The organism is Kerstersia similis, from assembly GCF_965139615.1.
Taxonomy (GTDB): domain Bacteria; phylum Pseudomonadota; class Gammaproteobacteria; order Burkholderiales; family Burkholderiaceae_B; genus Kerstersia; species Kerstersia similis.
In genome coordinates, this window is the sequence record NZ_CBCSIQ010000011.1 from 1 (window position 1) to 26676 (window position 26676).

Sequence of the window (26676 nt, forward strand, 5' to 3'; positions counted from 1 at the left end):
GTCTGTGTCTGTGCTGGCGCTGGTGGCACGTTTGCGTTTGGCAGGGATGGCAGGCGTTTGGCTGGCGTCTGCCGCGGTCGGTGCCGGGGCGCTGGGCTGCGCCAGCAGGCCCCATAGATAGTCCAGCAGTTCGGTGTCGCTGGGCAGTGCCGCGCCGGTGACAGCCAGGGCGTCGGAGGCTTCGATGTCACTGTGCAGGAAGTATTGGACGAGGCCGCCCATGGTGACGAGCAGCAGGCCCGGTGGGACGTCGGCACGTAAGACGCCAGCGTTTTGTGCCGCTTGTACGACCGGTACGAAGAGTTGATTCAGTTGCTGCGAGCGCGATTTGCGTTCCTGCCGGGGAGCCCCCAGTACTCGCCAGAGCTGGAAGCGCAGGGATTGCGGGTGCGCGCGCCAGTACCGCATGTAGGCCGCCAGCATTTGACGCATGCTGGTGCCGGTGTCCTGTTGCGGGGGCGCCAGCGCGGCTTGCAGGGCTTCGATGAACTCATCGGATATGCGCTGCCCCACCAGGTTCCACAGGCTTTCCTTGTCTTTGAAATGGTGGTGGATCAGAGCGGCGGAAACGCCGGCCTCGGCGGCAATCTCGCGGGTGGTGGCGCCATCGAAACCGTGCTTGGCGAAAACGGTCAGCGCCGCCGCAACAATGCGGTCGCGGGCATCGACGGTTGTGTAAACCTTGCGGAGTTCGGGCATGTGCATCATTCCTGCAAAAACATAGCCAGGGGTGCCGGCCAAGCATTCGTTCCGGCCAGTCTGCCTGCGTGCCAGCGTGCCAACAGGTCGCCCGGCGTGTGTGCCGCATGGCTAATCGGCCGGGTATGCGCTGCTAAGTGGCTCAAGCCATCAATCATAGTGGAGGACGCCGCATTGTCACAGCTGGGGGCGGCCCGCCGATGGCGCGCGAGGCCATGCGCTTGCGCTACTGCCCGGCATGCTGCCGACCTGGGAATACGCCTTGTGGGGCAGCGCCGGGGGCAGGCCATGAATGGTCGGGTCGCTCGTTCTCCCTGATTCGGCAAGACAGGCGTTCCGGAAAATTTGACGATGTGACGATGGCACTGCGATGCGACGCGATTGACGATCTGATTGATTGGTTGATAGACTGATCAAATGATCAGTGCGGGTAATGGAGGATCTGTTGCCGGTATTGATGCGCGGGTTTTAGGCGCAGACGCGGGCAGGCGCCCGGATTTTCTCGGGCGCGTGCCCGGTGCTTTTCACAGTGACTGACTTCACCCGGTTCCCATGACATCCCAGCATCAGCTCTCGCGAACGGATAGGCCGTCGCAGCGTCAGGTCACGCGTGCCCTGCTCAGCATTTACCTTGCGTTGTTTGCGGCAGCGGCAGCCATGTCCTGCGTGTTTGCCATTCTGCCGGCGGTCGGGCGCGGGCTGGGCTTGAGCGAAACCCAGCTGGGCTGGGTGGTTGCGCCTGCGGCCCTGGCGTTTGTGTTGTTTGGGCCGGTATGGGGCAGGCTGGGGCAATATCTATCCGCCAAAGCCATTTGTACCGGTGCATTGCTGACCATGATGGTTTTCAATCTGCTGTTCGGCTACACCATGGCCTGGCGCAGCGCAGGTGTCATTTCGCTGGCGGCCTGCTTTGCCATGCTGGTATTCAGCCGCGTGATGCTGTCGCCTTTTTCCGCTGCCCTATTGCCTACGGCGCAGGCCTATATTGCCCGCGTGACGGAAGGGACGGCCCGTTCGCGGGCGCTGGCAGGGATGGGCGCCAGCTTCGCGCTGGGCCTGGTTGCGTCGCCGGGGCTGGCGGCTGTGGCTACCCGTGCGGGCTTGCTCGTGCCGTTCTATGTGGTGGCCGCCCTGCTCCTGCTGGCTGCGGGCGCGTGCTGGCTGTACCTTCCAAGCGGGGCGCAGCAGGCGGCTGGCGGGCATCAGGCGGTAACAGCCGCAACATCCGAAACTTCTGCTGCGCAGGCGCAAAGGGTGCACGCGGCACCGTCGGCGCAACCGAGGCATACGGCTTGGGCCGATCTTTGGCAGCCGTTGTCGGTATTGACCTTGTTATATGTCATCTACGGCATTCTCATGCAGGTCACTGGCTTTCGCATGCAGGATCAGTTTCATCTGGCTGGCACCCAGGCGACCCAATATGCGGGGGCGGCCTTGATGGCGACCGCTGCGACGCTGGTTGGCGCGCAAATGGCGCTCTCGAAAGTCTCCATTCCCAACCCGCGCACGCAGCGCCGGCTGGTTTTGATTGGCGGTCTGCTCGGGGCGTTGGGGCTGGCCGTGCTGATCACGGATGCCGGATTTACCTTACAGCTGGCCGGCATGGGCCTGTTTGGGCTCAGCCTGGGCACCTTCCTGCCCTTTCTGCTCAGTCTGCTGACCCACCGTGCCCAGGACGCCGGCGATCAGGCGCGAGTCGGTGGTCTGAGCGGCGCCGCGCAAGGCCTGGGCATGATGATAGGCCCGCTGCTGGGAGCGTCCAGCTACCGAATGAGCATGCATCTGCCCTATTGGATTGCGACGGTCGCAATTGTGCTGGCCGGTGCGATTTATGCTCGGACTAGCCGGGTGCGGGGGGCATGATCGCGGGAAGTCTGCTGAGGACGTTTTGCGTCATCTCACGGTGGCGTTTTCGAGTGGTTGTTCATTGATGTTCACATCTTCTCGCCATCCTCGGTCTTAAGCAGCACGAAGTGCTCAATCAGCCGCACCATCAGTTCTTTCTGGTCCGGCAAACTCTCGGCCACCAGCAGCGCCAGCGCCACCAGCGTGTTGTCGTTGATGAGCTGCTCCACCGGCCGCGCCAGCAGATGCTGGTTCAGTCGCAGATACCACAGGAACAGGAACGACCCCGTGCGCTTGTTGCCATCGGCCAGCGGGTGGTTCTTGATGACGAAGTACAGGAGATGCGCGGCGCGGCTGGCCACGTTTGGGTAGAACCATTCGTCGCCGAAACCCTGCTCGATGGTGGCGATGGCGGATGCCAGCCCGTCCCCGCGTAACTGGCCGAACAATTCCGTCGCTTCGCCTTTGGTGATCAATTCCGCCTTCAATTGCGCCATCGCCGTTAACGCATCGTCCAGCGCCAGTCCGCGCATATCATGCTGGCGGGTGTCCAACGCGCTCAGGCTCTGCTCGTCATAGCCTTGCAGCAAACTCCAACTGCGGGCGTAATCGCCAATTACCTGTAATACCGCATGACCTTCATCCGACACCAACTGCTGGTTGGCTAGCGTGCGCGACAGCAGGCTCACCGCCTGTTCGAATTCGATGCCGCGCTCGACCAGGCGGCGCTGGTTGAGTGTGTAGCCATCGACCAAATGCTGGCGCAGCACGTGGGTGGCCCACTTGCGGAACTGCACACCACGCGGCGATTTGACCCGGTAGCCCACCGAGATGATCACATCGAGGTTGTAGAACCGTACTGGCTTGTCGGAGCCAGCAATGTGCAAATTTTGCACATTGCTTATTTCATCCAACTCACCTTCTTTGAAAACGTTGCCGATGTGGCGCGTGATGACCGAACGGTCGCGACCGAACAGCTCGGCAATTTGATCCTGGCGCAGTCAGACCGTTTCATGATCCAAGGAAACGTCCAACTGAATCTGGCCGTCATCCGATTGATAAATGGCAAGGTTTGCTTGGCGCATTTTTAAGGCAGCTCCTGCTTGGGAACCATCAATGAAAATCTTGCTGCATCTTGGCAATCAATCGCTTTGTATATTCCTCGGACTGCCAGTCATATTGAGAACATGGAGATGTCGAAGGATGTTTGCGAGTCCACAAGAAGTGCTGATGATTTTCTTCATAAAAACCATAAATGCCGTCTAGCAGTGCAGAATTCGTCAAAGGGTTGCGCGACACATCCATGGTTTTAGGAAACCAAGTGTCACGCGCCAAAGGATATGCAGAGAAATGGCCTAATAGTGGATCCGGGCAATTGCGAATCAGGCGGCCATGTGAACGGTGCATCAAATCTGCAGGGAGCATGTCGTGTCTGACGCTTTCCAATAGCGCGCACTGACCACTGTCTGCATCGAGTATTTTTGTCATTTGCAGTTCTCGCCATGCTTCTTTTGGACTCTGATCGGAAACAATCAAGTGTCCCACGGCTACATAAGGGAAGCCGACAGCCAGTAAGCCTTTGGCCTGCGAAAATCCGTATTGATTCGGCGATTTTTGCTGTTGCAAAAAACGGGCTCGAATGATTTTCACCTCTATGGCGAGCGTATGCGAAAGCACTAACTGATCCCCTTCGTAGGGGATCACCAGGACATCTATATCGCCCGGAAACCGAAGGCCGGGCAATACTTTTTCACTGGGGATGAAGGTTCCAATCATAACCCCACTGTCTATTGGCATGTTCTGGAAGAAGGTTGGAAGCAAGCCGCGGTACACCTCACCAAACAATGGCCGATTGCCAAGCCACGCGTAGGTCACGCAACGTTCGTCATGCTTGGCCGACTGGCCCGAGGCCAGCGCATGCGCCATGCAGCTCACTTCCGGCACCAGTGCCATCTCATCCTCCGTATGTCCAGGTAGAGGGAAGAAAGCAATCCGCCAGCTACTTGGAGCGGAACTTGGACATAAAAATGAGGTGTCTTGACTGTATCACCGAATCCGTTAGAGGAAAAAAATCCCTCTATTTATCAGGCTTACAGGCACATCAGCAGACTTCAGTGGATGTCCCTGGACCCCACATCACTTCCCGATGCAGAAGCTGGAGAAAATCATCCCCAGCAAGTCATCGCTGCTGACTTTACCGGTGATTTCCCCCAGCGCGTCGTGCGCCAGTCGCAATTCCTCGGCGAACAGGTCCAGTACGGTGTCGTTCTGGGCGGCGTGCAGGGCTGCTATTTCCAGGTGGGCGCTGGCGAGATTCAGGGCTTCTACGTGGCGGGCGCGGGCGAGCCAGGGGGAGGCTTCGCCCGGCGTCCAGCCGGCAAGCTGCAGCAGTTGCTGGCGCAGCGCGTCCAGGCCGTCGCCACGCTTGGCTGAGATGCCGATGGTAGTCAGGGCATGGTGCGTGCCTGTCTGGCCGTTCTCGGGCTGCACGGGGACTGTGTCCGGGGCGGGCTGCCAGGCCGTGCCGCTTTCCTTTTCCACGAGGTCGATTTTGTTGAAGACCTGCAGCACCGGCACGCCCGGACGACAGTGGGCCAGGATGCGCGCGCTGATGGCCTGTATCGGCAGGCGGGCATCCTGCAGGTGCAGGACGATGTCGGCGTTGGCGATTTCGTTCCAGCTGCGCTCTATGCCCAGACTTTCCACGATGTCGTCGGTGTCGCGCAGGCCGGCAGTGTCGATGATGTGCAGCGGGACGCCATCGAGGTGGATTTCCTGGGTGACTTTGTCCCGCGTGGTGCCGGCGATGGGGGTGACGATGGCGATGTCTTCGCCCGCCAGGGCGTTGAGCAGGCTGGATTTGCCGACGTTGGGTTCCCCTGCCAGCACGACTTTCAGGCCGTCGCGCAAGGCGACGCCCTGGCGGGTTTTGGCGAGAATGTCCGCCAGCTCCTCGCGCAGGCCCGCCAGCGTGGCGGCGGCCTGGTATTTTTCCAGGAAGTCGATTTCTTCTTCAGGGAAGTCCAGCGTGGCTTCCACCAGGATGCGCAGATGAGTGATGCGGTCAGCCAGATCATTGACCTTGGCCGAGAACACGCCAGATAGCGAGGCGACGGCGCTGCGCGCCGCTGCTTCGGAGCTGGCGTCGATCAGGTCGGCGACGGCTTCAGCCTGCGCCAGATCCAGGCGGCCATTGAGAAAGGCACGCTGGGTGAATTCACCAGGCGCAGCCAGCCGCAAGCCATGCACCCGGCCTGCCTCCAGGCAGCGTTGCAAAAGCCGGCGCAGCACGGCCGGCCCGCCGTGGCCTTGCAGTTCCAGCACGTCTTCCCCCGTGTAGGAATGCGGGCCGGGGAAATGAATGGCAATGCCTTCGTCGATGGTGCCGCCGTCGCCATCCCGGAAAGGCAGAAAGTGCGCGTGGCGCGGTTTCAGATCCTGCCCCAGCAGGGCGTGAATCAGGGGCCCGAGTGCCAGACCAGACAGGCGGATGATGCCGATACCGGCGCGGCCTGGCGCAGTGGCGATAGCGACTATGGGCTTGGCATCGAGAATAGACATGGCAATGGCTTGTGGATAACTCTGTTGATAAAGCGTCTGGCCTGCTGGCGGCCTGCATATTTCCGCGCCTGGCCCCGCTTGATACGGCTGGATTCGGCCAGCGTCCTGTGCCGGATCAAACCCCCATGCTAGAGGCGAGTTCGGCTTCAGACGCTGCCAGAACCAGCATTGACGCGGCTTGGCGGCGTGATGACGAGGCCGGGACAGCTCGCATCGTACCCGGCAAAAGCCGGTCTTGCACGTTTCGCCTTTGCCACGCGCTGTCGTCGCCGGCTGTTACAGCAGCGGGAGAATTGTGGATATGTTTGTGGACGACCGGAAGATCGGCCTCGGTTGGCACGGCAATTTGCGCTGCGGAACCCGGCAGAATTCTACGAAATTTCCGGGCCTTGCCGCTATTTTTGAAAGCGCGTTCTTAAGCCAATCATGGACGGGCTAGGCGGTGGGCGCTGCCGGTTTGCCGTCCACTTTCTTGCTGCGTTTGCGTTGTGGGGGGGCGAGCATGGTGCCGCGGCAGTTGGCTGCGCCGCAGAGGCAGTGGTACTGCTCCTTGAGCTTGCGCGTCTGCCGGCCTTCGATCACCAGGCCATAATCGTAGTTCAGCTCTTCGCCGGCACGGATGTCGCGCAGCGTGACGATATATACCCGTTTGCCGTGGCGGCCTTCCTGGGTTTCGCAATTGGGCGCGCAGGCATGGTTGATCCAGCGGGAATCATTGCCACCGACACCACCGTCGATCACGATGCCGCTGCTGAGGGCGAAAAAGAAGGTATGGAAGGGGTCATCGGGATTGACGGGGTGGCGGCGGTCCGCTTCGTCCTGGTCAATGCGTTCACCCTGGTATTCGAGAATTCTCGTGCCGGCAGGGATGTCTCGGGCAGCGAATACGCCCTTGCCATGTACCGGAGAGTCCGCCAGGCGATGCCAGGCGGGCGCTTCGTTGCCCGTTCGGCCAGCCGTCCGTACAGCCGCTGGTGTATCCAGGCGCTTGTCCTTGGCTGGGGAACGGGGCTTGCTACTCACGCAATCTGGCCGTTCTTGCTGCTCGGCTGCCGGGCATGCTCATGCCCGTCTTGCGGCGTTTCATTACGAGGATTACAGGGAACAAACTCACGGCGGCTAGGACGCCAGCCCAGGGATGTACGCGACGGCGCGCGGTGCTGAATCATGATGATGAGGAACGTGAAAGACAGGCAATGCCCGACCGGGCGAATTATAGGCCTGCGTTTTTGCACTTGCAGCATTCGCGGTTCGCAGGGAGTCAGACCGTTCCGAAAAGGCAACAGATCACAGGCCGGGGTACTGATTTGCCTAACCGGTGTTGTTGCGTGCGTGGCCCTGTCGGCGCTGGCAAAAAGCCAGCTGCGCCAGATCGCGTAAGTGCCGCTACGCGTGTCAGTTCCTCATCCGATCCGCTTGCATCCGGTGCCGGGCAAGGCACGCCCTCTTCCTGGCTCTGCGCATGGATGTGTCCGGGCGTTCCTGGCTCAGCCGGGGCCAGTTGCACAAGCCCCGCGTGCATGGCAAATAAAAAAGGCGTGGGAATATTTCCCACGCCTTGCTGGCACGACACAAGCCGTGTTTACTCGTCAGCGGCGCTCTTCTTGCTTGCAGTCTTGCGGGCAGTCTTGGTGGCGGATTTTGCCGCCGTCTTGGTTGCTGCTTTCGTTGCAGTCTTGCTCGCCGTTTTCGTTGCCTTCCCGGCCGTCTTGGTCGCTGTCTTGGCGGCAGTCTTGCCCGCCGCCTTGCCGGCTTTCTCAGGGCGCGGCTCGAACTCGAACCCGACCTTGCCGTCCGGCTGCAACACTAGGTACGCCTTGAACTTGCGATTCGTCCGGCTGGACACAAAACCGTCAAGCAAATCGGTCCGGCCATCGCGCAACAGCTTGGCGACCTGCTCGCGGGAAATCTCCTGCTGCAGAATCACCTTGCCGCAGCGGAAGTCCGCCGGGTTCTTGTTCGGGCCGACGCCATGTTCGCTCACGTAATACATCCCGTGCTCGTACACCTTGCCGCCGCTGATCGGGCTGACCCCTACCGGTTCCTGCTGTGAAAAATCAGCTTCTTCTTCGTCATCGTCGTCATTCTGGCCGAAATCAAAATTCAGTTTGAATTCGTCGTCGATACGCAGAATGGCGGCAAACGGGCGGCCCATCTTGCTGATGAACCCTTGCAAGGGGCCGATCTCCCGCTTTTCCAGCAGCGTTTCCACTTCCGGCAGTTCGAACGTTCGGCCACCGGGGTGCTTGCTGATGGAAAAATCGCATTGCGTACATGCAAACCGGCGGTAATTCTCTTTCACGACCCCGCCGCACTTCGGGCAGGGAGTCGTCAGGGTTGCGTAATCACCCGGTACCGTGTCGCGCTCATATTCCTTGGCGCGCTTGACGATGACCTGCGTCATCTGCGCAATTTCGCGCATGAAAGCATCGCGATCCAGCTTGCGCTGCTCGATTTGCTTGAGCTTATGCTCCCATTCGCCGGTCAGTTCGGGCGAAGTCAGCTCGCGCACATCCAGGCCGGCCAGCAGCGTCATCAGCTGGCGCGCCTTGGCGGTTGGAATCAGATCACGGCCTTCACGGCGCAGGTAGCCTTCATTGAGCAGGCCTTCGATAATGGCAGCACGCGTGGCGGGCGTGCCCAGGCCGCGCTCGGACATCGCCTCGCGCAACTCTTCGTCATCGACCAGCTTGCCTGCGCCTTCCATGGCCGACAGCAGCGTCGCTTCGTTGTAGCGGGCGGGCGGCTTGGTGGCCAGGCCGACCGCTTCCACCTCTTCGGTGCGAACCTTCTCGCCTTCCGCGACGGCGACCAGATTGGCTTCATCGCCTTGTGCCTGGCGGCCGTACAGCACCAGCCAGCCGGGCTGCACCAGCACCTTGCCTTCGGTCTTGAACCGGTGGCCGTTGACTTCTGTCAGGCGGGTTGTCACGCGGTATTCGGCGGCAGGGAAGAATACGGCCAGGAAGCGGCGTACCACCAGGTCATAGATCTTGGCTTCGGCTTCGCTCAGCTCGCGCGGCACTTGCAGCGTCGGGATGATGGCGAAGTGATCCGACACCTTTTTGTTGTCGAAAATGCGCCGGTTCGGGCGAATCCAGCCTTCCTTCAGAATGCGTTGCGCATGCGGATGCACGCCGGCTGCGGCGGATTCGCCCTGGGACAGTGCATCGACGACCTCGCGGCTCGTGGCGACATAGTCTTCCGGCAGGTAGCGCGAGTCGGTACGCGGGTAGGTCAACGCCTTGTGGCGTTCATACAGCGACTGGGCCAATGCCAGCGTGGCCTTGGCGGAAAAGCCGAAGCGCGAGTTGGCTTCGCGCTGCAGAGAGGTCAGGTCGAACAACGCCGGCGACAGCTGCGTGCTGGGGCGCGATTCTTCCGTTACGGTGCCAGGCTGGTCGCGGCAGGCCGCCACTACGCTTTGCGCGGCCGCCAGCGACCACAGGCGCGACTCGCGCTTCTCGGGGTCGCGTTCGTCTTTCTTGAAGTCCGGGTCTATCCAGCGGCCTTCGTACAGGCCGGCGGCAGCCACGAATTGCGCGCGCACTTCCCAGTAGTCACGGGACACGAAACGGCGGATGCGCTCTTCCCGCTCGGCCACGATGGCCAGCGTCGGGGTTTGCACACGGCCTACCGGTGTCTTGAAAAAGCCGCCATCCTTGCTGTTGAAGGCGGTCATGGCACGGGTGCCGTTGATCCCGACCAGCCAGTCTGCCTCGGCACGAGAGCGTGCAGCGGCTTCCAGCGGCTGCAGGTCCACATCGTCACGCAGGTTCTCGAAGGCTTCGCGGATCGCGGCCTGGGTCATGGACTGCAGCCACAACCGTTTGATCGGCTTCTTGGTGCCCGCATACTGGGTGATGTAACGGAAGATCAGTTCGCCTTCTCGTCCGGCGTCACAGGCGTTGATGATGTCACCGACATCCTTGCGCTTGATCAGCTTCACCAGCATTTTCAGCCGTTCCGTCGATTTTTTGTCGGCGGGAGCCAGTTCGAACTGGGGAGGGATGACCGGCAGATGGGTAAAACTCCATTTGCCCCGTACCGGATCATTGGGCGCGACCAGGCCCAGCAGATGCCCGATGCTGGAACTCAGCACGTAACGATCGCTTTCGAAATAATCGCCCTCACGCTTGAAACCGCCGAGGGCGCGTGAGATATCAAGGGCTACCGAGGGTTTCTCGGCAATAATCAGCGTTTTTTCCATGTGTTTCCAAGGAGCGCCTGGCGCCAGGTTGCGGGGAATCATACGGTTGGAGAATCAAGACATGCAAGCGATCCGCCAGGATGAGATTGACACAGCAGGCTGGAATTGGCAGAAACTGCTGTCCTCGCAGGCGCTTTGGCTAGGTGCCATCCTGCTTTCCAGCGGGTTGATTTGTCTGTTGGCCGCCAACTGGACGTCCTTGGGCAAATGGACCCGTCTGAGTGGTTTGCAAGTGTTGCTGATTGCAACGGTCGGTCTCGCATTCTGGTGCGCCCGGCGGCGCGGAACGCAAGGAAATCTGTTCCTGGCGCTGGTGATGCTGGCGGCGGTCGGGGTCGGTGCCTTGCTGGGACTGGTCGGGCAGACGTATCAGACGGGCGCCCAGAGCTGGCAGTTGTTTGCCTGGTGGACGGTATTGCTTCTTCCCTGGGCATTGACGCTGCGGCGTCCGGGCCTGTGGCTGTTCTGGCTGGTGATCATGAATTTCGCCCTGATGCTCTGGTTGGCAGTGGGCAACAGTTTCCTGATGATCGGCGTGCTACATGACAGCCTGGGAACCTGGCAGCTGGCTTTGCCGAACCTGGTTTGCCTGGTGCTCTGGCATGCGTACGGAGAGCGTTTTGGCGCCTATGGCAAAGCCGGCATGCGTTTGCTGACGGCGCTGGCGCTCTGGCCGCTGGCGGCGGAGGTTGCAGTGGGTATCGCCCAGGCCCAGGACTACGGATATGGCTATCCGTTGAGCCTGTTGGCCGTGTTTGCAGCCATCTGGCTGCTGGCGTCAGTGGTGCTGTGGCGGCACTTTGGCCGCAAGGAACAGGCGGATCTCTGGGTATTGGCGATTGTCGGTCTGGGGGCAATCGGCGTGAGCCTCACGCTGGTGCAGACCATTCTGTCGGATAGCGGCTCGCTGGAAGCCACGTTGAGCATGCTGAGCATCGTCGTGGTGCTGGAGGCGGCCTGGGTGGCGTGGCGCCTGTTGCGCCTGCATGAGGCCGTTACCGGGCAGGCAGCCCGCAGCGGTGAAGACATTCCATTGTCCGTTCAGATCATTCTGGGCATAGGCGCATGGCTGGTGACGCTGTTCGTCCTGGGTTTGCTGTTGTTGCTGGGGATAGTGGAAAGCGAAGAAGGCGCCTTGGTCTTCGGTTTCGTCCTGATGCTGGTTTCGGCATTGGTTCTGCGCCTGGGGCAGGCGGCGGAAAAGAGCCGGCAACAGGCAGGGACCGAGACTGCGCAAGCGGAGGCAGGCAGCCGGGCGGCGCCCGTGCAGCGTGGCGGCCAGTTGGCCAATATGGTGGAACAGATCGGCGTGGCCGCCGGTGTGGTCGGAATGGGATTTTTTGGTTTCGGGCTGGTGATGCTGGTCCCGGATCCCTACGGCTATATCGGGCTGGGCCTGGCCGCCAGCGCGCTCTATGCCGCCGGGACGGGCCGCATCATCCGGTTCCTGGCCGCGCTGGTGCAGGCCGCCTGCCTGATGGTGGTCGTGCAGTGGCTGTTCTGGGTGAAGTTGCAGGGGGAGGATTCGCTGGGCGACATCATCTGGTGGCACATGGAGCAGGGTTGGAGCAGTCTGATGCCTTTGGCGCCCGATGTCTGGCTGCTGACGATAGGTGCGGTGCTGGCTTTCATCCTGGCCTATGGCGCCAGGCGGCAAACCTGGCTGTTGCCGGCTGCACTGGCCTGGATGCTGGTGGCTCAGGGCACGATTTTCGGCATGGGAGGTGTGACCTTGCGGAGCCTGCCCACCCTGCTTGGCCGGGACGCTTTGTTTGGCGGCATTACCCTGCTGTATGCGATCCTGCCCGCTGCCGTGGCCCTGATGGTGCTGCGCAGCCTGCCGCAGCGGCCCACGTTGGCATGGCGCTCAGGCCTGACACTCATGACTCTGGCGATATCGCTGGTCTGCCTGTCGGCGCCGGCGGTATTGATCGCCTTGATCTGGGTCTGGCTGGGCATAGCGGTGCAGCGGCGCTGGCTGCGCGTTTTTGGAACGCTGGCGCTGCTGTTGGGCCTGTTCGATTATTACTATGGCTTGCACGTGCCCCTGCTGGAGAAGGCGCTATGGCTGGTTGTGGGAGGCTGCCTGGCACTGGCGGTTGCAGCGGCGCTGCAGCGCAGCTATCACCGCCTGGGCGTGCTGCAAGTGCATGACACCGGCGTGCAGGCGGGTGGCAGCCGAGGGTGGCAGGCCGGCCTGGCAGGTGGCTTGCTGGCCGTGCTGGTCGTGGCCAATGCCGGGGTGCTGCGTTACGAAAACATCCTGACGCATGGCAAACCGCTGTTGTTGGAACTGGCGCCGCTGGATCCCCGCGCATTGCTGCAGGGCGATTATATGGAGTTGGCCTATGCGGAAGACCGAGGCCTGCGTTGGGGCTCGGGGGACGAGGCGCTGGCTGGTTATGCCGTATTTGCCGCAGGTGAGAGCGGCCCTGCGCAGGTATTGCGCCTGCAGCCGTCAGCGCAGCCCCAGGCCAGCGACGAAGTGGTGATTCCCTTGCGCGCTAATCGCTGGGGCACGAGCAGTCTGGCCTTGACCGGCGCCTATTTCTTTGCCGAAGGGCTGGAACCCTACTTTTCTCCGGCCCGTTATGGTGAGTTCCGGGTCGATGAGGCGGGCCGTTCCGTGCTGCTGCAATTGCGGGATGAGAACCTGCAGCCCATGTCTGCCGCCAACGCCAGGGAGCATGCGGATGCGGTGCGCTCCGCACCACAGGCCTTGCCGGCACCGGTCAATCCTGTGTCTGATGGCGATGAGGCCGTGTCCAGGCCCGCCGCCTTGCCTCAGGACAAGGCAGCGCAGCAGGCGGAGCGGGCGACGGCCGCCGCCGTGGATGCGGCTGCCGCGGCGACGGAAAGCATGCAAAGCGATGGGAATGCCGCCGATAGATAAGGCTGACGGATGGGGCGACGCTGGCAGGGCTGGCGGGGGCGCGAAGGCTGCCCCCTGCCGGCCAGGCTGGCTCAGGGGGCCAGCCCCCCATGCGCCAAGGTGACGGTGATGGCCTCCAGGTTGCTGGGCACAACCTGGATCAGTCCGCGGCCGGGTACGTCGATTTCCGCGATGAGGAACAAGGCCAGTGCGGTAATGACGGGGAAGGTCAGGATCAGCAGATTGCTGCCTTCCCTGCCCCGGATGTTGTAGCCGATCATGAAGCTGGAGCACAGCCCGAACATCAGCAGGATGGCCCAGGCGGCATTGGGGACCTGGCGCCGCCAGCTGGACATGGTTTTTTGTTGCGAGGTGTAGAGGTTGCTGCTGGCGTCCAGGGCGGTTTTGAAAATGGTATTCGGGTGCGCCAGTGCAATCTTGCTGATCGCGGTCCACATCCGTGTCTGCAGCTGGATAGCTTGCAGGCGCAGTTCCGCACGCTGTGCATCGTCGTTGGTTTCAAAGAACTGAATGCGCAGCGCCAGGTACTGCCTGAGCATGGCTTCTGCCTGTTCTTGCTGAGACTCGTCCAGCAGGGTCGTATGCTGCAGGGCATTGCCGATGGCGATCGCCTCGTTTTCCTCCGACATGACACGCTGGTTGTAGCCATTGATGGCAAACGACAGGATGAAGCCGATCAGGAGTGCAAACAACGATAGCGCGGCACCCAATACGACTTTCAGTTCGTCGTCGGTGGTATTGGTATGTTTGAACCGGCGTCCCCAGGTGTACTTGCCCAGCAAGGCAGCCAGCGACAGGCTGCCCAGCAGGGCGAGCAGTGTGGCCCAGGAATAGATGTCAACGGCAAGAAGGTTTTCGAACATGTCGATGCGGGAATCTTCCAGAAGGCGGCGAGCGGATGCAGGCAGGCCGGGATGGCTTGGGCCATCTCTCGTATTTTAGGTCGGCTGGCGAAAAATAGCCGGTGCTGCACGCTTGTCCGCCCGGCTGTTGGCTGGGGGCCACAACGCGCCGCAGCGCTGCCCCGGCTGTAGGGAGTGGCCCGGTCTGCGGGCGTTTGGTGGCTCAAGCCGCGCCGGCCAGCCTCAACATGGCGCGAGCCGCCGTTTCATCCACGATCAGCGTGTGGGCGCGGGTGGCGGCAATGCCGGCGATTATGGCCTGTGCTTTGCGTGCGCCGCACGAGGAAATGACGGTGCGCGGGACATCGGAGAGGCTGGCGGGGGGAATCGCCATGACGCGCTGGTTGGCAGGGTGATCCACGATCCGGCCGGCGGCATCGACGAAATGGCACAGCACATCGCCGACGGCGCCGGCCGCCTTGAGACTATCGGCCGTATCCCAACTGAGCAGGCCGCGCCGGAAAATGGAGGCCTGGCGGCTCAGGTCTCCCACACTCAGCAAGACCAGGTCCAATGCCTGCGCACGGGCCTGCAATCTGGCCATGTCGTCGATGTTCCAGAGTGCCTGCGCCAGCGCCGGATCCGGTACGAAAACGGGTGCCGTGATCTGATACAGCTCGGTGCGATAAAAATGGGCCAGCTGCCAGGCCACCGCAGAGGGGCTGTCGGGGCCGGCATGCGTGACTTCGCCCAGCAGGGAAACGACGGTCGCATCGCGCACATGGCGCCATGCCAGGGAGCGGATGGCGTGATGCAGGGTCGCGCCCCAGCCGACGCCGATGGAAATGCCGTCTTGCATTTGGTCTGACAGATAGCGGCCCGTCGCATGGGCGACGGCCTGGATGGACCGCGCTTCCGACAGGCCGGAGACTGGCACGACGATGGCCTGTTGCAGGCCGAAGCGCGCCGTCAGCGCCTGTTCCAGCTGCAGCATGTCGCTGCCGCGGCCATTGATGGAAATCTGCACCAGCCCTTCTTCCCGTGCCGCAGCCAGCAGCCGCAGCACCTTGCTGCGGTTCAGGCCGAGCTGGCGGGCGACTTCTTCCTGGGTGAGCTGCTCCACATGGTAGAGCCATGCTGCGCGCAGTTTCACATCATGGGTATCGGGTGACAAAAAATCGCTGGCAGTAAGAGGGCTGGTTTCGGACATCGCTGCGGGAGGCAAGGGAATGGAAGCGCAGGATAACCTGCTGCATATGTCATTTTCCAGCACGGCCGGCAGATCGGGAACGGTGTCGTTGGGAATGAATAAATGTCATTTTAGAGAAACTTTTGTTCAATAGACTTGCTTGCATTGCCGGGGAGTTGCCCTGGGAAATCCACAGACGAAAAGCGGATATATGCGAGTTCTCATTTCTAATGACGATGGTATCGACGCGCCTGGCCTGGCGTTGCTGGAGCGCGCAGCGCTGCTGTTGACCGACGATGTCTGGGTGGTGGCGCCGGATGGCAATCGCAGCGGCTATGGCCATGGCATCACCCTGCGCCGCAGCTTTGAAGTGACGCAACGCGGGCCACGTCGCTATGCATGTAGCGGCACCCCGGCTGATTGCGTGATTGCGGGTGTTTCCTGGCTGTTCCGGAACGATAGGCAGCCGGATCTGGTGTTGTCCGGCATCAATGAAGGCCGCAACGTGGCTGAGGATGTGGCCTATTCCGGCACCATGGCGGTGGCCCGCGAAGCGGCGCTGTGCGGCATTCCCGCCGTGGCTTTTTCCCGGCCCCGTGACAGCAGCGGTGACGAGGACGGCGAACGCTGGCTGGCCGACCGCCTGCATGGATTCTGGCTGGCGCGAGAACAATGGTCGCGTGACGGCCATTGGCTCAATGTCAACCTGCCGCGCCGCTTGCCTGCTGCCTTGCGTGCGGCACGACGAGGCAGCGACAAGGTCGCAACGCAGGTCATTATCCATTCCGAACGCGAACGTGAGCATGCCCTGATCGAACCCCTGGCGCTGCGCCGCTACCTCGCTGGCGATGGGGATGAAAACGCCTTGATCGACGCGGGTTTCGCCACGGTGACTTGCCTCAACTGGCATGGCCACTCGCCGGTGCCGGCGGAAATCCTGCATGAAAGCAGCACGCTGGAGCAAATCCGATGAGTGCCTTGTCGATCCGGTCGCTCAAGCGTGGCTGGGGCGGCGAACTGGCGGTTAATGATGTGTCTTTCGAGGTGCCGGCAGGCAGCATGACGGTATTGCTGGGGCCTTCGGGGTGCGGCAAGTCCACGACCTTGCGCCTGCTTGCCGGGCTGGAGCGCCCGGACAGTGGCCGTATCCTGCTGGGAGGCCGTGATGTGACCGACCTGCCGCCGGCAGCACGTGGCCTGTCCATGGTGTTTCAGAACTATGCCCTGCTGCCGCATCTGAGCGTGGCGGAAAATATTGTCTTTGGCCTGAAGATCCGGCGCGTGCCGCCCGCTGAGCGCGCCCAGCGCCTGCGCCATGCGGCGGAAGTGCTGGGGCTGGAAGCCTTGCTGCTGCGCAAACCCGGGCAGCTTTCGGGTGGGCAGCAGCAGCGTGTGGCCTTGGGGCGTGCCATCGTGGCGCGTTCTTCCGTGTGCCTGATGGACGAGCCGCTGTCCAATCTGGATGCGCAACTGCGCCATGAAATGCGCCGCGAGATCCGTGACCTGCAACAGCGCCTGGGCATGACCATGGTGTATGTCACTCATGACCAGACGGAAGCCATGAGCATGGCTGATCAGGTGATTCTGATGCGTGGCGGCCGTATCGAGCAGCAGGCTGCGCCGGGCGAGCTGTATCACCGTCCCGCCACGCATTTTGCGGCTCGCTTCATCGGCGTGCCGCCCATGAATCTGGTGCCGCTGGAAAGCCGCCTGGCGGGTGCATTCCTGCCTGGGACGGACATCTGTCTCTGGCCAGGCCAGGCGCCGCAGTCCGTGACGCTGGGCCTGCGGCCGGAAACGATCCGTCTGGTCGCGGCAGGGGGCATCCCTGCGGTGCTGGATCACGTGGAGTACCACGGCGCCGACCATATCCTGAGTTGCCGCATTGGTTCGGCCACGTTGGCGGTCAGGCATGACAGCCAGTTCTCGGGCAAGCCGGGTGATGCGCTGCTGTTGTCCTGGCCGGAGCAGGCCTCCCACTTTTTCGATAGTGCATCGGGCCTGCGTCTGGCCGGCCCCGGCACGCTGGATGTACGGCAGTCGCTGGCAGCCTGAGCGGCTGGTGCGGATGCCTGTGTATTTTCCCTCAACGTTCCCCTGGATACGTAAATGATTCTGCATATTTTGAAGAAGCGCGCCGGTGCTGCCGGGCTGGCATTGGCCGGCTTGATGGCGGGTGCCCCGGTCATGGCTGCGCCGGTGGATATTTCGTTTTACTTCCCGGTTGCCATTGGTGGCCCGGTCACGAAGATCATTGATGACATGGTGGCGGATTTCCAATCCGAGCATCCCGATATCCGTGTGCAGGCGGTGTATTCCGGGACCTACAACGAGACGGCGGCCAAGTCGCTCACGGCGGCGCGCAGCGGCAAGCCGCCAGCGGCAGCCATCATGCTCTCGACGGAGATGTACACCCTGCGAGACCAGGATGTGCTGGTGCCGATAGATGCGCTGGTGAAAACGGATGAGGATCGTGCCTGGCTGCAGGGCTTCTTCCCTGGTTTCATGCGTAACAGCCAGAGCGACGGGCAGACCTGGGGCATTCCTTTCCAGCGTTCGACATCGGTATTCTTCTGGAACAAGGATGCGTTCCGCGAAGCCGGGCTGGATCCGGAGCGCGGCCCGCAAACCTGGGACGAAGTGATCGAATTCGCCGGCAAACTGACCAAGAAGGACGACAAGGGCAATGTCGTGCGCTGGGGCATGCAGGTGCCTTCCTCATTGACGGCTTACTGGCTGCTGCAAGGCTATGTGGCGCAGAACACCGGCAAGATCGCCAGCGACGACGGCACGCAGACTTATTTCAATTCCCCCGAGGTGGTCGAGGCCATGCAGTTCTGGGTGGATCTGGGCAGCAAGCACAAGGTCATGCGCCCCGGTGCCATCGAGTGGGCCACCACGCCCAAGGACTTCTTCGAGGGCCGTACCGCCATGATGACGACCACGACGGGCAACCTGACCAATGTGCGTACCAATGCACCCTTCCCGTTCGGTGTGGCGATGCTGCCCGCAGGCAAGCAGCGTGGCACGCCGACAGGGGGTGGCAATATCTATCTGTTCAAGGATGCAACGCCCGAACAGCAGCAGGCCGCGTTCACCTTGGCCAAATGGCTGACCTCGGCAGAGCGTGCGGCGCAATGGGGTATTCGCACCGGTTATGTGGCCGTACGCCCGGATGCCTGGGAAACGCCGGCCATGCAGGCTTACGTGTCTGAATTTCCGGCCGCTGCCGTGGCGCGTGATCAGCTGGAATATGCCGTGGCGGAGTTGTCCACGCATGACAATCAACGCGTGGCGCGCCTGATCGACGACAACATCGAAGCTGCCCTGACGGGCCGCAAGACGGCGCAGCAGGCCATGGACGACGCCCAGGCGGAGTCTGAACGCATTTTGCGCCGCTATCGCTGACACCGGGAATCGGCGCGGGCCCGGTGCCTGCCGCACCGTGGCCGGAACACCATGTTGCGGCATGGGAACCGGCCACGCAACGGCAAGAGACATCCGGCCCGCCTGCCTGAAAGAGACTCTCCATGAATTTGCGCTTTGCTCCTGTTCAGGGCTGGCTGCTGTTGTTGCCGGCAGTCGTGCTGCTGGTGGCGTTCACGCACTATCCGGCAGTCGCCACGTTTATCCACAGCTTCTTCAGTACGCCGGTCGGCGCACGCCCGGCGGTGTTTGTCGGGCTGGAAAACTACACCGTCATGCTGGACGATCCGGTTTTCATGACCTCGCTCTGGAACAGCACTCTCTACGCGCTGGTGACGGTGCCTGCCGCGATCGTGCTGGCGCTGGGGCTGGCGCTGATCGTCAATAGCGGCATGCGCGGCCGGGCCTGGATGCGCTTGTCCTTTTTCCTGCCCACGATGTTGCCGATGATTGCCGTCGCCAATATCTGGCTGTTTTTTTATACCCCTGATTATGGCCTGCTGGATCAGCTGCGCGGCCTGTTCGGCCTGAGTGAAAAGAACTGGCTCGGGGATCCTTCCACGACACTGGCGTGCCTGATGGTGCTGGCGGTCTGGAAGGAAGCTGGGTTCTTCATGATCTTCTACCTGGCTGCGTTGCAGCAGATGGATCCTGCGCTGCGTGAAGCCGCGACGCTTGAAGGGGCCAGCCGCTGGACTTTTTTCCGTCGCGTGACCTGGCCGCTGCTGATGCCGACCACCCTGTTCGTGATGATCAACGCGTTGATCAACTCATTTCGGCTGATCGACCATGTCATCGTCATGACGCGGGGCGGCCCGGACAACGCCAGCAATCTGTTGCTGCATTACATCTACAACGTCGGCTTCAAGTACTGGGATACGGCCTATGCATCGGCCTTGACGGTCGTGTTGCTGGCCTTGATGGCGATCCTGGCATTCGTGCAGTTCGCCTGGTTGGATAAAAAGGTGCATTACCAATGAAGATAAGCACGCAAATCGGCGCGCAAACCGGGCCAGGTGCCGCCCTGGCTCAAGGGGCAGCCGCCACCGTGGATGCCGGCCTGCCGGAGTCCGCAAGCCGCCGCCTGGGCCGGGCTGGCCGTGTGGGCGATGCAGGCCATCCAGGTCATACGGGCGGGCTGGCGCGCCTGCAGGCCGTGCTGACGGCTGCCTGGTTGGAAACCGCTGGCGCGTGGCTGCTGGCGCTGTTGTGGCTGCTGCCTTTTGCCTATGTCGTCTGGACCGCCATTCACCCGGTTGCCTATGAAGTCCGCTTCAGCCTGACCGCGCCCCTGACGCTGGAAAACTTCCGCGCGGCCTGGAATGCTGCACCCTTCGCCACGTACATGGTGAACACCGCGTTGCTGGTGACGGTCATCATGGCGGTGCAGTTCGTGCTGTGCACCCTGGCGGCTTATGCCTTTGCCCGCTTCCGGTTCCCTGGCCGCAATCTGCTGTTCTACCTGGTGCTGCTGCAGCTCATGATCATGCCGGAAATGCTGATGGTGGAGAACTACCGCACGATCAGCAATATGGGTCTGCTGGATACGCTGCTGGCCATCGGCATGCCCTACTTTGCATCGGCCTTCGGGATATTCCTGCTGCGCCAGACCTTTCTTGCAACGCCGCGTGCGCTGGAAGATGCCGCACGCATCGAAGGGGCCAGCACGCTGGGCATACTCTGGCGTGTTTATGTGCCCCTGGCGCGGCCGGTTTATGTGGCGTACGGCCTGGTGTCCATCAGCTACCACTGGAACAATCTGCTGTGGCCGCTGATCGTCACGAATTCGGTTTCCACCCGGCCGGTAACGGTCGGACTGCAGGTGTTCTCTTCGCCGGATCAAGGCACCAGCTGGGCCATCATTTCGGCCGCCACCCTGCTGACTTCTGCCCCTTTGCTGGTGGCATTCCTGCTATTCCAGAAACAGTTCATCCAGAGCTTCATGCGCGCCGGCATCAAATGACCGGGCGTTGCCGTCTTGCCGTTTCTTGAACTCTACCGTCAATCAGGAATTCTCTTTCCATGTCTTCCGCTGCTTCTTTCCCGCCCATTACCTTCATCCACCTGACAGACCTGCACATCGGTGATCAAGGGGCCGATCCAGGGCTGAAGTCAGACACGGCGAGTCGTTTGGCTGCCGTCGTCGCAACGATTCAGGCCATGCAACCGGCGCCTGCCTTTGTCCTGGTCAGCGGTGATCTGAGCAATCGTGGCGATGCGGCGAGCTATCGCAAGCTTGCCGGTTTGATGGCGCCGCTGCCTATGCCGGTGCTGTATGCCGCCGGCAACCATGACGAACGCGCAGCATTGCGCGCAGAGCTGCGCTTGCCGCATGCTGAATCCGGGGCCCAGGCGCCCTGTCACTATGATCAGGTGGTGGCAGGCGTGCATGTGATCGTGCTGGATACCAGTGTGCCCGGCCAGATTGGCGGTGCGCTGGATGACAGCCAGTTCGGCTGGTTGCGCCAACGCCTGGATGCGTATCCTGCCATGCCGCGTTTGCTGGTGGCGCATCATGCACCGGCGCTGGATGAAGCCGATGAAACCGGGCAATGGGAAACGCTCAGCCTGGCCGATACGCGCCGCCTGCGCGACCTGCTGCGAGGGCATCAGGTGGCTGGCATGTTCTGCGGCCATATCCATTACGACCGCGTATCGAACTGGTATGGCACGATGCTGGCGGTGGCGACCGGCCTGCATCATGCCAAGGATATTCTCTGTCAGGACCATCTCAGCCTGGTGCAAGGGGCAGGCTTTGCCGTCTGCACCTTGCGGCCCTCGGGACTGACGGTGGAATATGCGCCCTTGCCCGCCACGCGGCAGGAGGTGCAGGCGATAGACTGGGCGCGGCTGCGCGCCAAGCGATAGCTTGCATATGGCGCCAGAACGGGTATGGGGCAGAACGGGCCAGGTTCGTGTGGGCCGAATCGGCTAAATCGGCCAAATGGGCCAAGTGCGTCAAGTGGCCTATCCTGGCAGGTGTGGCGTTCAGCGGGCGATATGCCAGCGTGCTGCCCAGCGTGCCGTGGCGGTTGACCAGAAGGTGGCGACATCGGTGACGGACAGGGTCTCGAAGCCCAGCGCGCGCCAGGCGTGCATCAGGGTAGCCAGCGGTTGCGTGAGATCCAGTGCCGGCGCATGGTTTTGCTTGGACAGCTTGAGGCCGGTGGCAGGGTCGAGCACCAGTGGTACATGCATGTAGCGCGGTATGGGGTAGCCCAGCAACCCGGCCAGCTGGATCTGGCGCGCCGTGCTGGTGAGCAGGTCTGCGCCGCGTACGATGTCGGTGATGCCCTGCTCGCCATCATCGACGACAACGGCCAGTTGATAGGCCCACAGGCCGTCTGCGCGCCGCAAAACGAAGTCGCCGACATCGGTTTCCACATCTTGCTGCTGCGGCCCCAGCCAGCGGTCTGTGAAATGTACCGTACCGGGATCGACTCGCACGCGCCAGGCGCGCGCGCTGCGTCCAGGGGCCAGGCCGTGGCGGCACATGCCCAGGTAGGGACGTTCGCCATTGTCGCCCAGGCGGCCGGCTGCGCTGGCGGCGTCTGCAATCTCACGGCGGGTGCAAGCGCAAGGGTAGAGCCGGCCCTGCGCACGCAAGCGCGCCAAGGCGTCAAGATAGGCCGCTTCGCGCCGGGATTGCCAGATGACGTCGCCATCCCAGCGCATGCCCAGCGTTTGTAGCTGCTGCATGATGCAGTGATCGGCGCCGGGGATCATTCGGGGGGTATCGACGTCTTCGATGCGTAGCAGCCAGCGGCCTTGGTGTGCACGCGCATCCAGCCAGCTGGCCATGGCAGCCACCAGGGAGCCATTATGCAGCGGCCCGCTGGGGCTGGGTGCGAAGCGGCCGACATAGCCGCCGGCAGCCTGCTTGCAGGGTGGCGTGGCGCCCATGGTGTTTGTGCGGTGGCGGATGCCTAGTGCAGCAGCCGGGCGCCGCCCTGCTCCAGCAATTCTTCCAGGATGAAGCGGTCAATCTCGGCTTCCTGGCTCCAAAGCACCATCAGCGCAATGATCTTGATGGTTTCCAGCGAAACCGGGGATTCCGAGCACACCATCGCGCGGTCGATAACAATCTCGCGCAGCGCGGCAGGCAGAACCCCTGCGCTTTCCAGGAAGGAGATGAAACCGATGGCCTGGGTACCCAATGCCTGATACTCCGCATCGCTGTAGATGCGGGTGCCGGTGATGGGGCTGTCCGTCAAACCAACACAGCGAGCCGTGCTTTCCGCCAGGCCGCCCAGCCATCCCAGGGCCTCGTCGATGTCCTCGTCCTCGAAGCCGGCCGCCGCCAGACGGCGTGCCAGTACATCCGCGGCAGGACAGGCCTGGGGGGTGTAGTAGTTCTCGAACAGATAAACCAAAATGTCGTACATGAGCAGCGTAGTTCGCCTGTATGGGTCCGGATCCGGGCCGAGATAGCCATGGCGGGGGTGCCGCCGCTTTCCGTAATCGTATAGGCCAAGCCTGAGGCCCAGTTTACTCCAAGAGATGAGTACGTATGCCAGCGGCGGTATTTTCGCCCTGCGGGCAGGGCTCAGAGAGGGTGGTTTTGCCCGCATGAGACAAGGCTGGGCGCTTCCGCGGAGGAATGTCGGGCAGCACATGGGTTTGTCGCGAAAAAACCCGGTAAATGCGGCATACTGTCGGCTCCCCTTTACTACTTTTTGCGGCAGGTGGCCGAAATGGAATTTTCTCAGTTCAGAGTGCAGGCAGTCATGGAAATCACGCAACGTCCCGAACTCGTCTTCGTGCGAGGTGAGGGTTCGTGGCTGGAGGACCATGCCGGCAAGCGATATCTGGACTTCGTTCAGGGCTGGGCCGTCAATGCGCTGGGTCACAATCCCGAAGCCATCCGCACGGCGCTGCATCAGCAAGTGGATCGTCTGATCAACCCGTCGCCGGCGTTCTACAACGAACCGTCGATCGCACTGGCCGGCCGTCTGACGGATGCCTCGTGTTTTGACAAGGTCTTCTTCGCCAACAGTGGCGCGGAAGCCAACGAGGGGGCGATCAAGCTGGCCCGCCGCTATGGTCAGATCCACCGCAACGGCGCCTACAAGATCATCACCTTCACCAACGCCTTCCACGGCCGCACGCTGGCGACCATGTCGGCCTCGGGCAAGCCGGGTTGGGATACCCTGTTTGCGCCCCAGGTCGATGGGTTCCCCAAGGCGACCTACAACGATATCGCCTCGGTGGAAGCGCTGATCGACGACCAGACCGTTGCCGTGATGCTGGAGCCTGTGCAGGGCGAGGCCGGTGTCGTTCCGGCAACGGACGAGTTCCTGCAGCAGCTGCGCGAACTGACGCGCAAGCATGGCCTGCTGCTGATCGTTGATGAAGTGCAGACCGGCATGGGTCGTACGGGCAAGATGTTCGCCTACCAGCATGCCGGCATCGAGCCGGACATCATGACGCTCGGCAAGGGCATCGGCGGTGGCGTGCCGCTGTCGGCATTGCTGGCGCGTGAGGAAGTCAGCTGCTTCCAGCCCGGCGATCAGGGGGGGACCTATAACGGCAACCCCTTGATGACGGCAGTTGGCGTGGCGGTATTCGATACGCTGGCGGCACCGGGCTTCCTGGACAACGTCGTCAAGCTGGGTGAGTTGCTGTCGCAGCGTTCGCTGGCGTTCTCGGCCAAATGGGGCATGAATGGCGAGCGTGGCCGTGGCTTGTTGCGTGCCCTGGTGCTGGATCGCGATGATGGCGCGCAGATTGTCGAAGCGGCTCGTGATATGTCGCCGGTCGGGCTGCTGCTCAACTCGCCGCGCCCCAACCTGCTGCGTTTCATGCCTGCCTTGAACGTGACGCCGGAAGAAATCGACCTGCAATTCGAATTGCTGGAGCAAGTGTTCCGTCAGGTGCGCGGCGCGTAATCCTGCGGTCAATCCGCTGCCTGGCGTTGAGCCGGGCAGCGTGCCTGAGACATCGCCCGCCGGCCTTGCCACCGGCGGGCGATCTTGTTTCTGGCGGATTCAGCGCTGTTGCGCCAGTTCATCCGCTGCCGGCGCGGCATGGCTGGCGAAGCGGCTGCCGGGGTCATAGGGAAAGATATCGGCGACGCCGCCACGCGCGATCCTGGCCTGGCACGCGCGCCACCATTCCGGTTGCAGCAGCGCGGCATGTCTGGCCACGAAAGGCAGGCGCAGTGCCGGATCGCTGAAAAGGAAGTGCTCGAATTCCTCCGGGAAGACATCATTGGGGCCGGTGGCGTACCAGGTATCGGCACTCATCTCGGCGTCGTCATCCGGGGCGTCGGGGATATGGCGGAAATTCATTTCAGTCATGGACTGGATTTCGTCGTAATCGTAGAACACCACCCGTCCCAGGCGCGTCACGCCGAAATTCTTGAAGAGCATATCGCCGGGGAACAGGTTGGTTGCCGCCAGTTCCCGGATGGCGTTGCCATATTCCTCCAGGGCGGCCGCCCGCGCTGCGGCGCCCGCTTGCCAGAGATAGAGATTGAGCGGCGTCATGCGGCGCTCGATATAAACATGGCGCAGTATCAGCGTATCGCCCTGCTCTTCGAGCTGTGAGGGAATGTGGGTGCGCAAGGCCTGCAGCAACTCGTCGGAAAAACGGTGGCGCGGCAGCGCGACTTGCGAGTATTCCCAGGTATCGGCCATGCGTCCGGCGCGGTCGTGCAGTTTGACCTGCTGGTATTTGCGGCGCACGATGCTGGCCGTCATGCCGTCTTTTTCTATGTGATCGCGGATGATCTTGAACACATAGGGATAGGACGGCAGCGTGAACACGAACATCACCATGCCAGGAATGCCGGCGGCGGTTTCAAAGGCGTCGCCGGATTGCGCCAGATGCTGCAGAAAGTCACGGTAGAACAGCGTCTTGCCCTGCTTTTGCAGGCCTATCATGGTGTATAGCTCGGCCAGCGGCTTGCGTGGCAGCAGCGTGGAGAGAAAGCGCACGGTGGCCGAAGGCGCTTCCATGTCCACCAGGAAATAGGTACGGGCGAAGCTGAATACGCGGCTCAAGGCGTCTTGCCCATGCAGCAAGGCATCGGCATAAAGCTGCCCGGATGGCAGCCGCAGCAGCGGAATGCAAAACGGATAGATGGCGCCCTGGTTCACCAGCCGGCCCAGCAGGTAGGCGCCTTTGTTGCGGAAAAAAAGCGTGCCATGCACATGCACCTGGCAGTCTTGTCCCAGCCGTGGCCCTTGGCCCTTGGGTAATGCCTGGCGCAGCAGACGGGTGGCAGCGCGTGCCAGCAGGCGCACATCGCGCGGCAAGTCCTCGAACGGCGCAGCCAGCCCGAAATCACCCAGCATGCGCCGGAACGTGGCGCGCAGGCCGGTGCGTGTCGGATAGTAGGCGCGGAAGGCAGGACGTTGGCCCTCCAGGTAGTCGGTGGCGACGGCCGGGCGCACGAACAGGCAGGCATTGTTGAAGTACTCACGTCGCAGCACGCGGCAGGAAACGGAGTTGAAGAAGGTTTCCGCGCACTCCGGCTGCGGGTGCCCGTCGAGCAGCGCCACAAATTCCTGCTTGATGGCCTGCCAGTGCGGGCTGGGATCGGCATCGCTGCCCTGCCCGTCCAGGCGCTGCGCCAGGGTATGCGCGCATTCCCGCACGCGTTGATCGTAGTAGTCGATGCGTTCGCGGGAAAGTTGCTGCATGCCGCGCCAATCCCCGGCTTCGAACAGGGCTTTGGCGCGCTGCGCGCTGTAGCGGAACAGCGCGTAATGCCGATTGAATCCTTGCAGGATGCTTGCCGCTGCCTGGCGCGCCGGCAGGAGCCGGGCTATGGGTTCGACACGCAGGGGCGCGTCGCTGACGGGAAAGGGCATGTGGCGATTGCTGGACATCGTGGCCGGGTTCCTTTCTGCCATGTCGCTGCCTGAACGTGTGGCCGGAGCCGGAAGATGGCGGCTTCTCCGGTGCTTCTCCGGCACGGGCGGATTTCCAAAATTACCGCTGTTTTCCTGATGGAATTGCCAGAAAATTATTTTACGTTAACGTAAGCGGCTATTGAGAGAATCTG

Annotated in this window: 21 protein-coding genes; 10 read left to right on the forward strand and 11 right to left on the reverse strand. The window is 62.1% G+C overall.

Annotation, left to right across the window (positions count from 1 at the left end):
• A partial coding sequence (locus ACNA1V_RS08520; RefSeq protein WP_415833170.1) for a TetR/AcrR family transcriptional regulator occupies positions 1-699 on the reverse strand: 699 nt, incomplete at its 3' end.
• Positions 700-1251: 552 nt separating this feature from the next.
• Between ACNA1V_RS08520 and ACNA1V_RS08525 the strand changes: the two genes are divergently transcribed.
• A complete protein-coding gene (locus ACNA1V_RS08525) occupies positions 1252-2562 on the forward strand; it encodes an MFS transporter (RefSeq protein ID WP_415833171.1) in 1311 nt (436 codons plus the stop codon).
• A 71-nt stretch (positions 2563-2633) separates the two neighbouring features.
• Here the strand turns inward: ACNA1V_RS08525 and rhuM are convergent, their stop codons facing one another.
• Positions 2634-3440, reverse strand: a complete 807-nt coding sequence (gene rhuM / locus ACNA1V_RS08530) for a RhuM family protein (protein ID WP_415833172.1) — start codon at positions 3438-3440, stop codon at positions 2634-2636.
• Here rhuM and ACNA1V_RS08535 point away from each other — a divergent pair.
• Positions 3426-3635, forward strand: a complete 210-nt coding sequence (locus ACNA1V_RS08535) for a hypothetical protein (RefSeq protein ID WP_415833173.1) — start codon at positions 3426-3428, stop codon at positions 3633-3635. The two genes, rhuM and ACNA1V_RS08535, sit on opposite strands and share 15 nt — an antisense overlap.
• A gap of 22 nt (positions 3636-3657) precedes the next feature.
• Here ACNA1V_RS08535 and ACNA1V_RS08540 read toward each other — a convergent pair whose 3' ends face one another.
• The 4 genes from ACNA1V_RS08540 to ACNA1V_RS08555 form a co-directional block, all read right to left on the reverse strand.
• The gene (locus ACNA1V_RS08540) at positions 3658-4497 is read right to left on the reverse strand and encodes a hypothetical protein (protein WP_415833174.1); all 840 of its coding nucleotides are present in this window, start codon (positions 4495-4497) and stop codon (positions 3658-3660) included.
• A gap of 183 nt (positions 4498-4680) precedes the next feature.
• Entirely contained in the window at positions 4681-6105 is a 1425-nt protein-coding gene (gene mnmE, locus ACNA1V_RS08545) for a tRNA uridine-5-carboxymethylaminomethyl(34) synthesis GTPase MnmE (RefSeq protein ID WP_415833175.1), read from the reverse strand.
• Positions 6106-6540: 435 nt separating this feature from the next.
• Positions 6541-7089: an SET domain-containing protein gene (locus ACNA1V_RS08550; protein WP_415833254.1), complete on the reverse strand. Its 549-nt coding sequence runs from the start codon at positions 7087-7089 to the stop codon at positions 6541-6543.
• A 598-nt stretch (positions 7090-7687) separates the two neighbouring features.
• A complete protein-coding gene (locus tag ACNA1V_RS08555; protein WP_415833176.1) occupies positions 7688-10315 on the reverse strand; it encodes a DNA topoisomerase III in 2628 nt (875 codons plus the stop codon).
• Between the two features lie 61 nt (positions 10316-10376).
• On the opposite strand from ACNA1V_RS08555, the gene ACNA1V_RS08560 reads away from it, so the two are divergent.
• Entirely contained in the window at positions 10377-13208 is a 2832-nt protein-coding gene (locus ACNA1V_RS08560; RefSeq protein ID WP_415833177.1) for a GDYXXLXY domain-containing protein, read from the forward strand.
• Between the two features lie 71 nt (positions 13209-13279).
• Here ACNA1V_RS08560 and ACNA1V_RS08565 read toward each other — a convergent pair whose 3' ends face one another.
• Both ACNA1V_RS08565 and ACNA1V_RS08570 read right to left on the reverse strand, forming a co-directional pair.
• A complete protein-coding gene (locus ACNA1V_RS08565; RefSeq protein WP_415833178.1) occupies positions 13280-14071 on the reverse strand; it encodes a bestrophin-like domain in 792 nt (263 codons plus the stop codon).
• A gap of 202 nt (positions 14072-14273) precedes the next feature.
• Positions 14274-15260: a sugar-binding transcriptional regulator gene (locus ACNA1V_RS08570; protein WP_415833179.1), complete on the reverse strand. Its 987-nt coding sequence runs from the start codon at positions 15258-15260 to the stop codon at positions 14274-14276.
• 190 nt (positions 15261-15450) lie between these two features.
• On the opposite strand from ACNA1V_RS08570, the gene ACNA1V_RS08575 reads away from it, so the two are divergent.
• The 6 genes from ACNA1V_RS08575 (at position 15451) to ACNA1V_RS08600 (ending at position 21533) form a co-directional block, all read left to right on the forward strand.
• Positions 15451-16212 (forward strand): 5'/3'-nucleotidase SurE, encoded by a 762-nt coding sequence (locus tag ACNA1V_RS08575; RefSeq protein ID WP_415833180.1) that lies wholly within the window; start codon positions 15451-15453, stop codon positions 16210-16212.
• A complete protein-coding gene (locus ACNA1V_RS08580) occupies positions 16209-17294 on the forward strand; it encodes an ABC transporter ATP-binding protein (RefSeq protein ID WP_415833181.1) in 1086 nt (361 codons plus the stop codon). Before ACNA1V_RS08575 ends, ACNA1V_RS08580 begins: the two co-directional genes overlap by 4 nt.
• A 54-nt stretch (positions 17295-17348) precedes the next feature.
• Complete coding sequence (locus tag ACNA1V_RS08585) at positions 17349-18647, forward strand: ABC transporter substrate-binding protein (RefSeq protein ID WP_415833182.1); 1299 nt, start codon at positions 17349-17351, stop codon at positions 18645-18647.
• 122 nt (positions 18648-18769) lie between these two features.
• Positions 18770-19645, forward strand: coding sequence for a carbohydrate ABC transporter permease (locus ACNA1V_RS08590; RefSeq protein WP_415833183.1), 876 nt, complete (start codon positions 18770-18772; stop codon positions 19643-19645).
• Positions 19642-20628, forward strand: a complete 987-nt coding sequence (locus tag ACNA1V_RS08595; RefSeq protein ID WP_415833184.1) for a carbohydrate ABC transporter permease — start codon at positions 19642-19644, stop codon at positions 20626-20628. Before ACNA1V_RS08590 ends, ACNA1V_RS08595 begins: the two co-directional genes overlap by 4 nt.
• A gap of 59 nt (positions 20629-20687) precedes the next feature.
• A complete protein-coding gene (locus ACNA1V_RS08600) occupies positions 20688-21533 on the forward strand; it encodes a metallophosphoesterase (protein ID WP_415833185.1) in 846 nt (281 codons plus the stop codon).
• A 120-nt stretch (positions 21534-21653) separates the two neighbouring features.
• On the opposite strand, the gene gluQRS is transcribed toward ACNA1V_RS08600, so the two are convergent.
• Together gluQRS and ACNA1V_RS08610 are read right to left on the reverse strand one after the other, a co-directional pair.
• Positions 21654-22568 (reverse strand): tRNA glutamyl-Q(34) synthetase GluQRS, encoded by a 915-nt coding sequence (gluQRS, locus tag ACNA1V_RS08605; protein WP_415833186.1) that lies wholly within the window; start codon positions 22566-22568, stop codon positions 21654-21656.
• Positions 22569-22591: 23 nt separating this feature from the next.
• Complete coding sequence (locus tag ACNA1V_RS08610; RefSeq protein WP_415833187.1) at positions 22592-23050, reverse strand: Smg family protein; 459 nt, start codon at positions 23048-23050, stop codon at positions 22592-22594.
• A 309-nt stretch (positions 23051-23359) separates the two neighbouring features.
• Here ACNA1V_RS08610 and ACNA1V_RS08615 point away from each other — a divergent pair, with 309 nt between their 5' ends.
• Positions 23360-24553, forward strand: a complete 1194-nt coding sequence (locus tag ACNA1V_RS08615) for an acetylornithine transaminase (RefSeq protein WP_415833188.1) — start codon at positions 23360-23362, stop codon at positions 24551-24553.
• 99 nt (positions 24554-24652) lie between these two features.
• Here ACNA1V_RS08615 and aceK read toward each other — a convergent pair whose 3' ends face one another.
• Positions 24653-26500, reverse strand: a complete 1848-nt coding sequence (gene aceK, locus ACNA1V_RS08620; protein WP_415833189.1) for a bifunctional isocitrate dehydrogenase kinase/phosphatase — start codon at positions 26498-26500, stop codon at positions 24653-24655.
• Positions 26501-26676 lie beyond the last annotated feature (176 nt).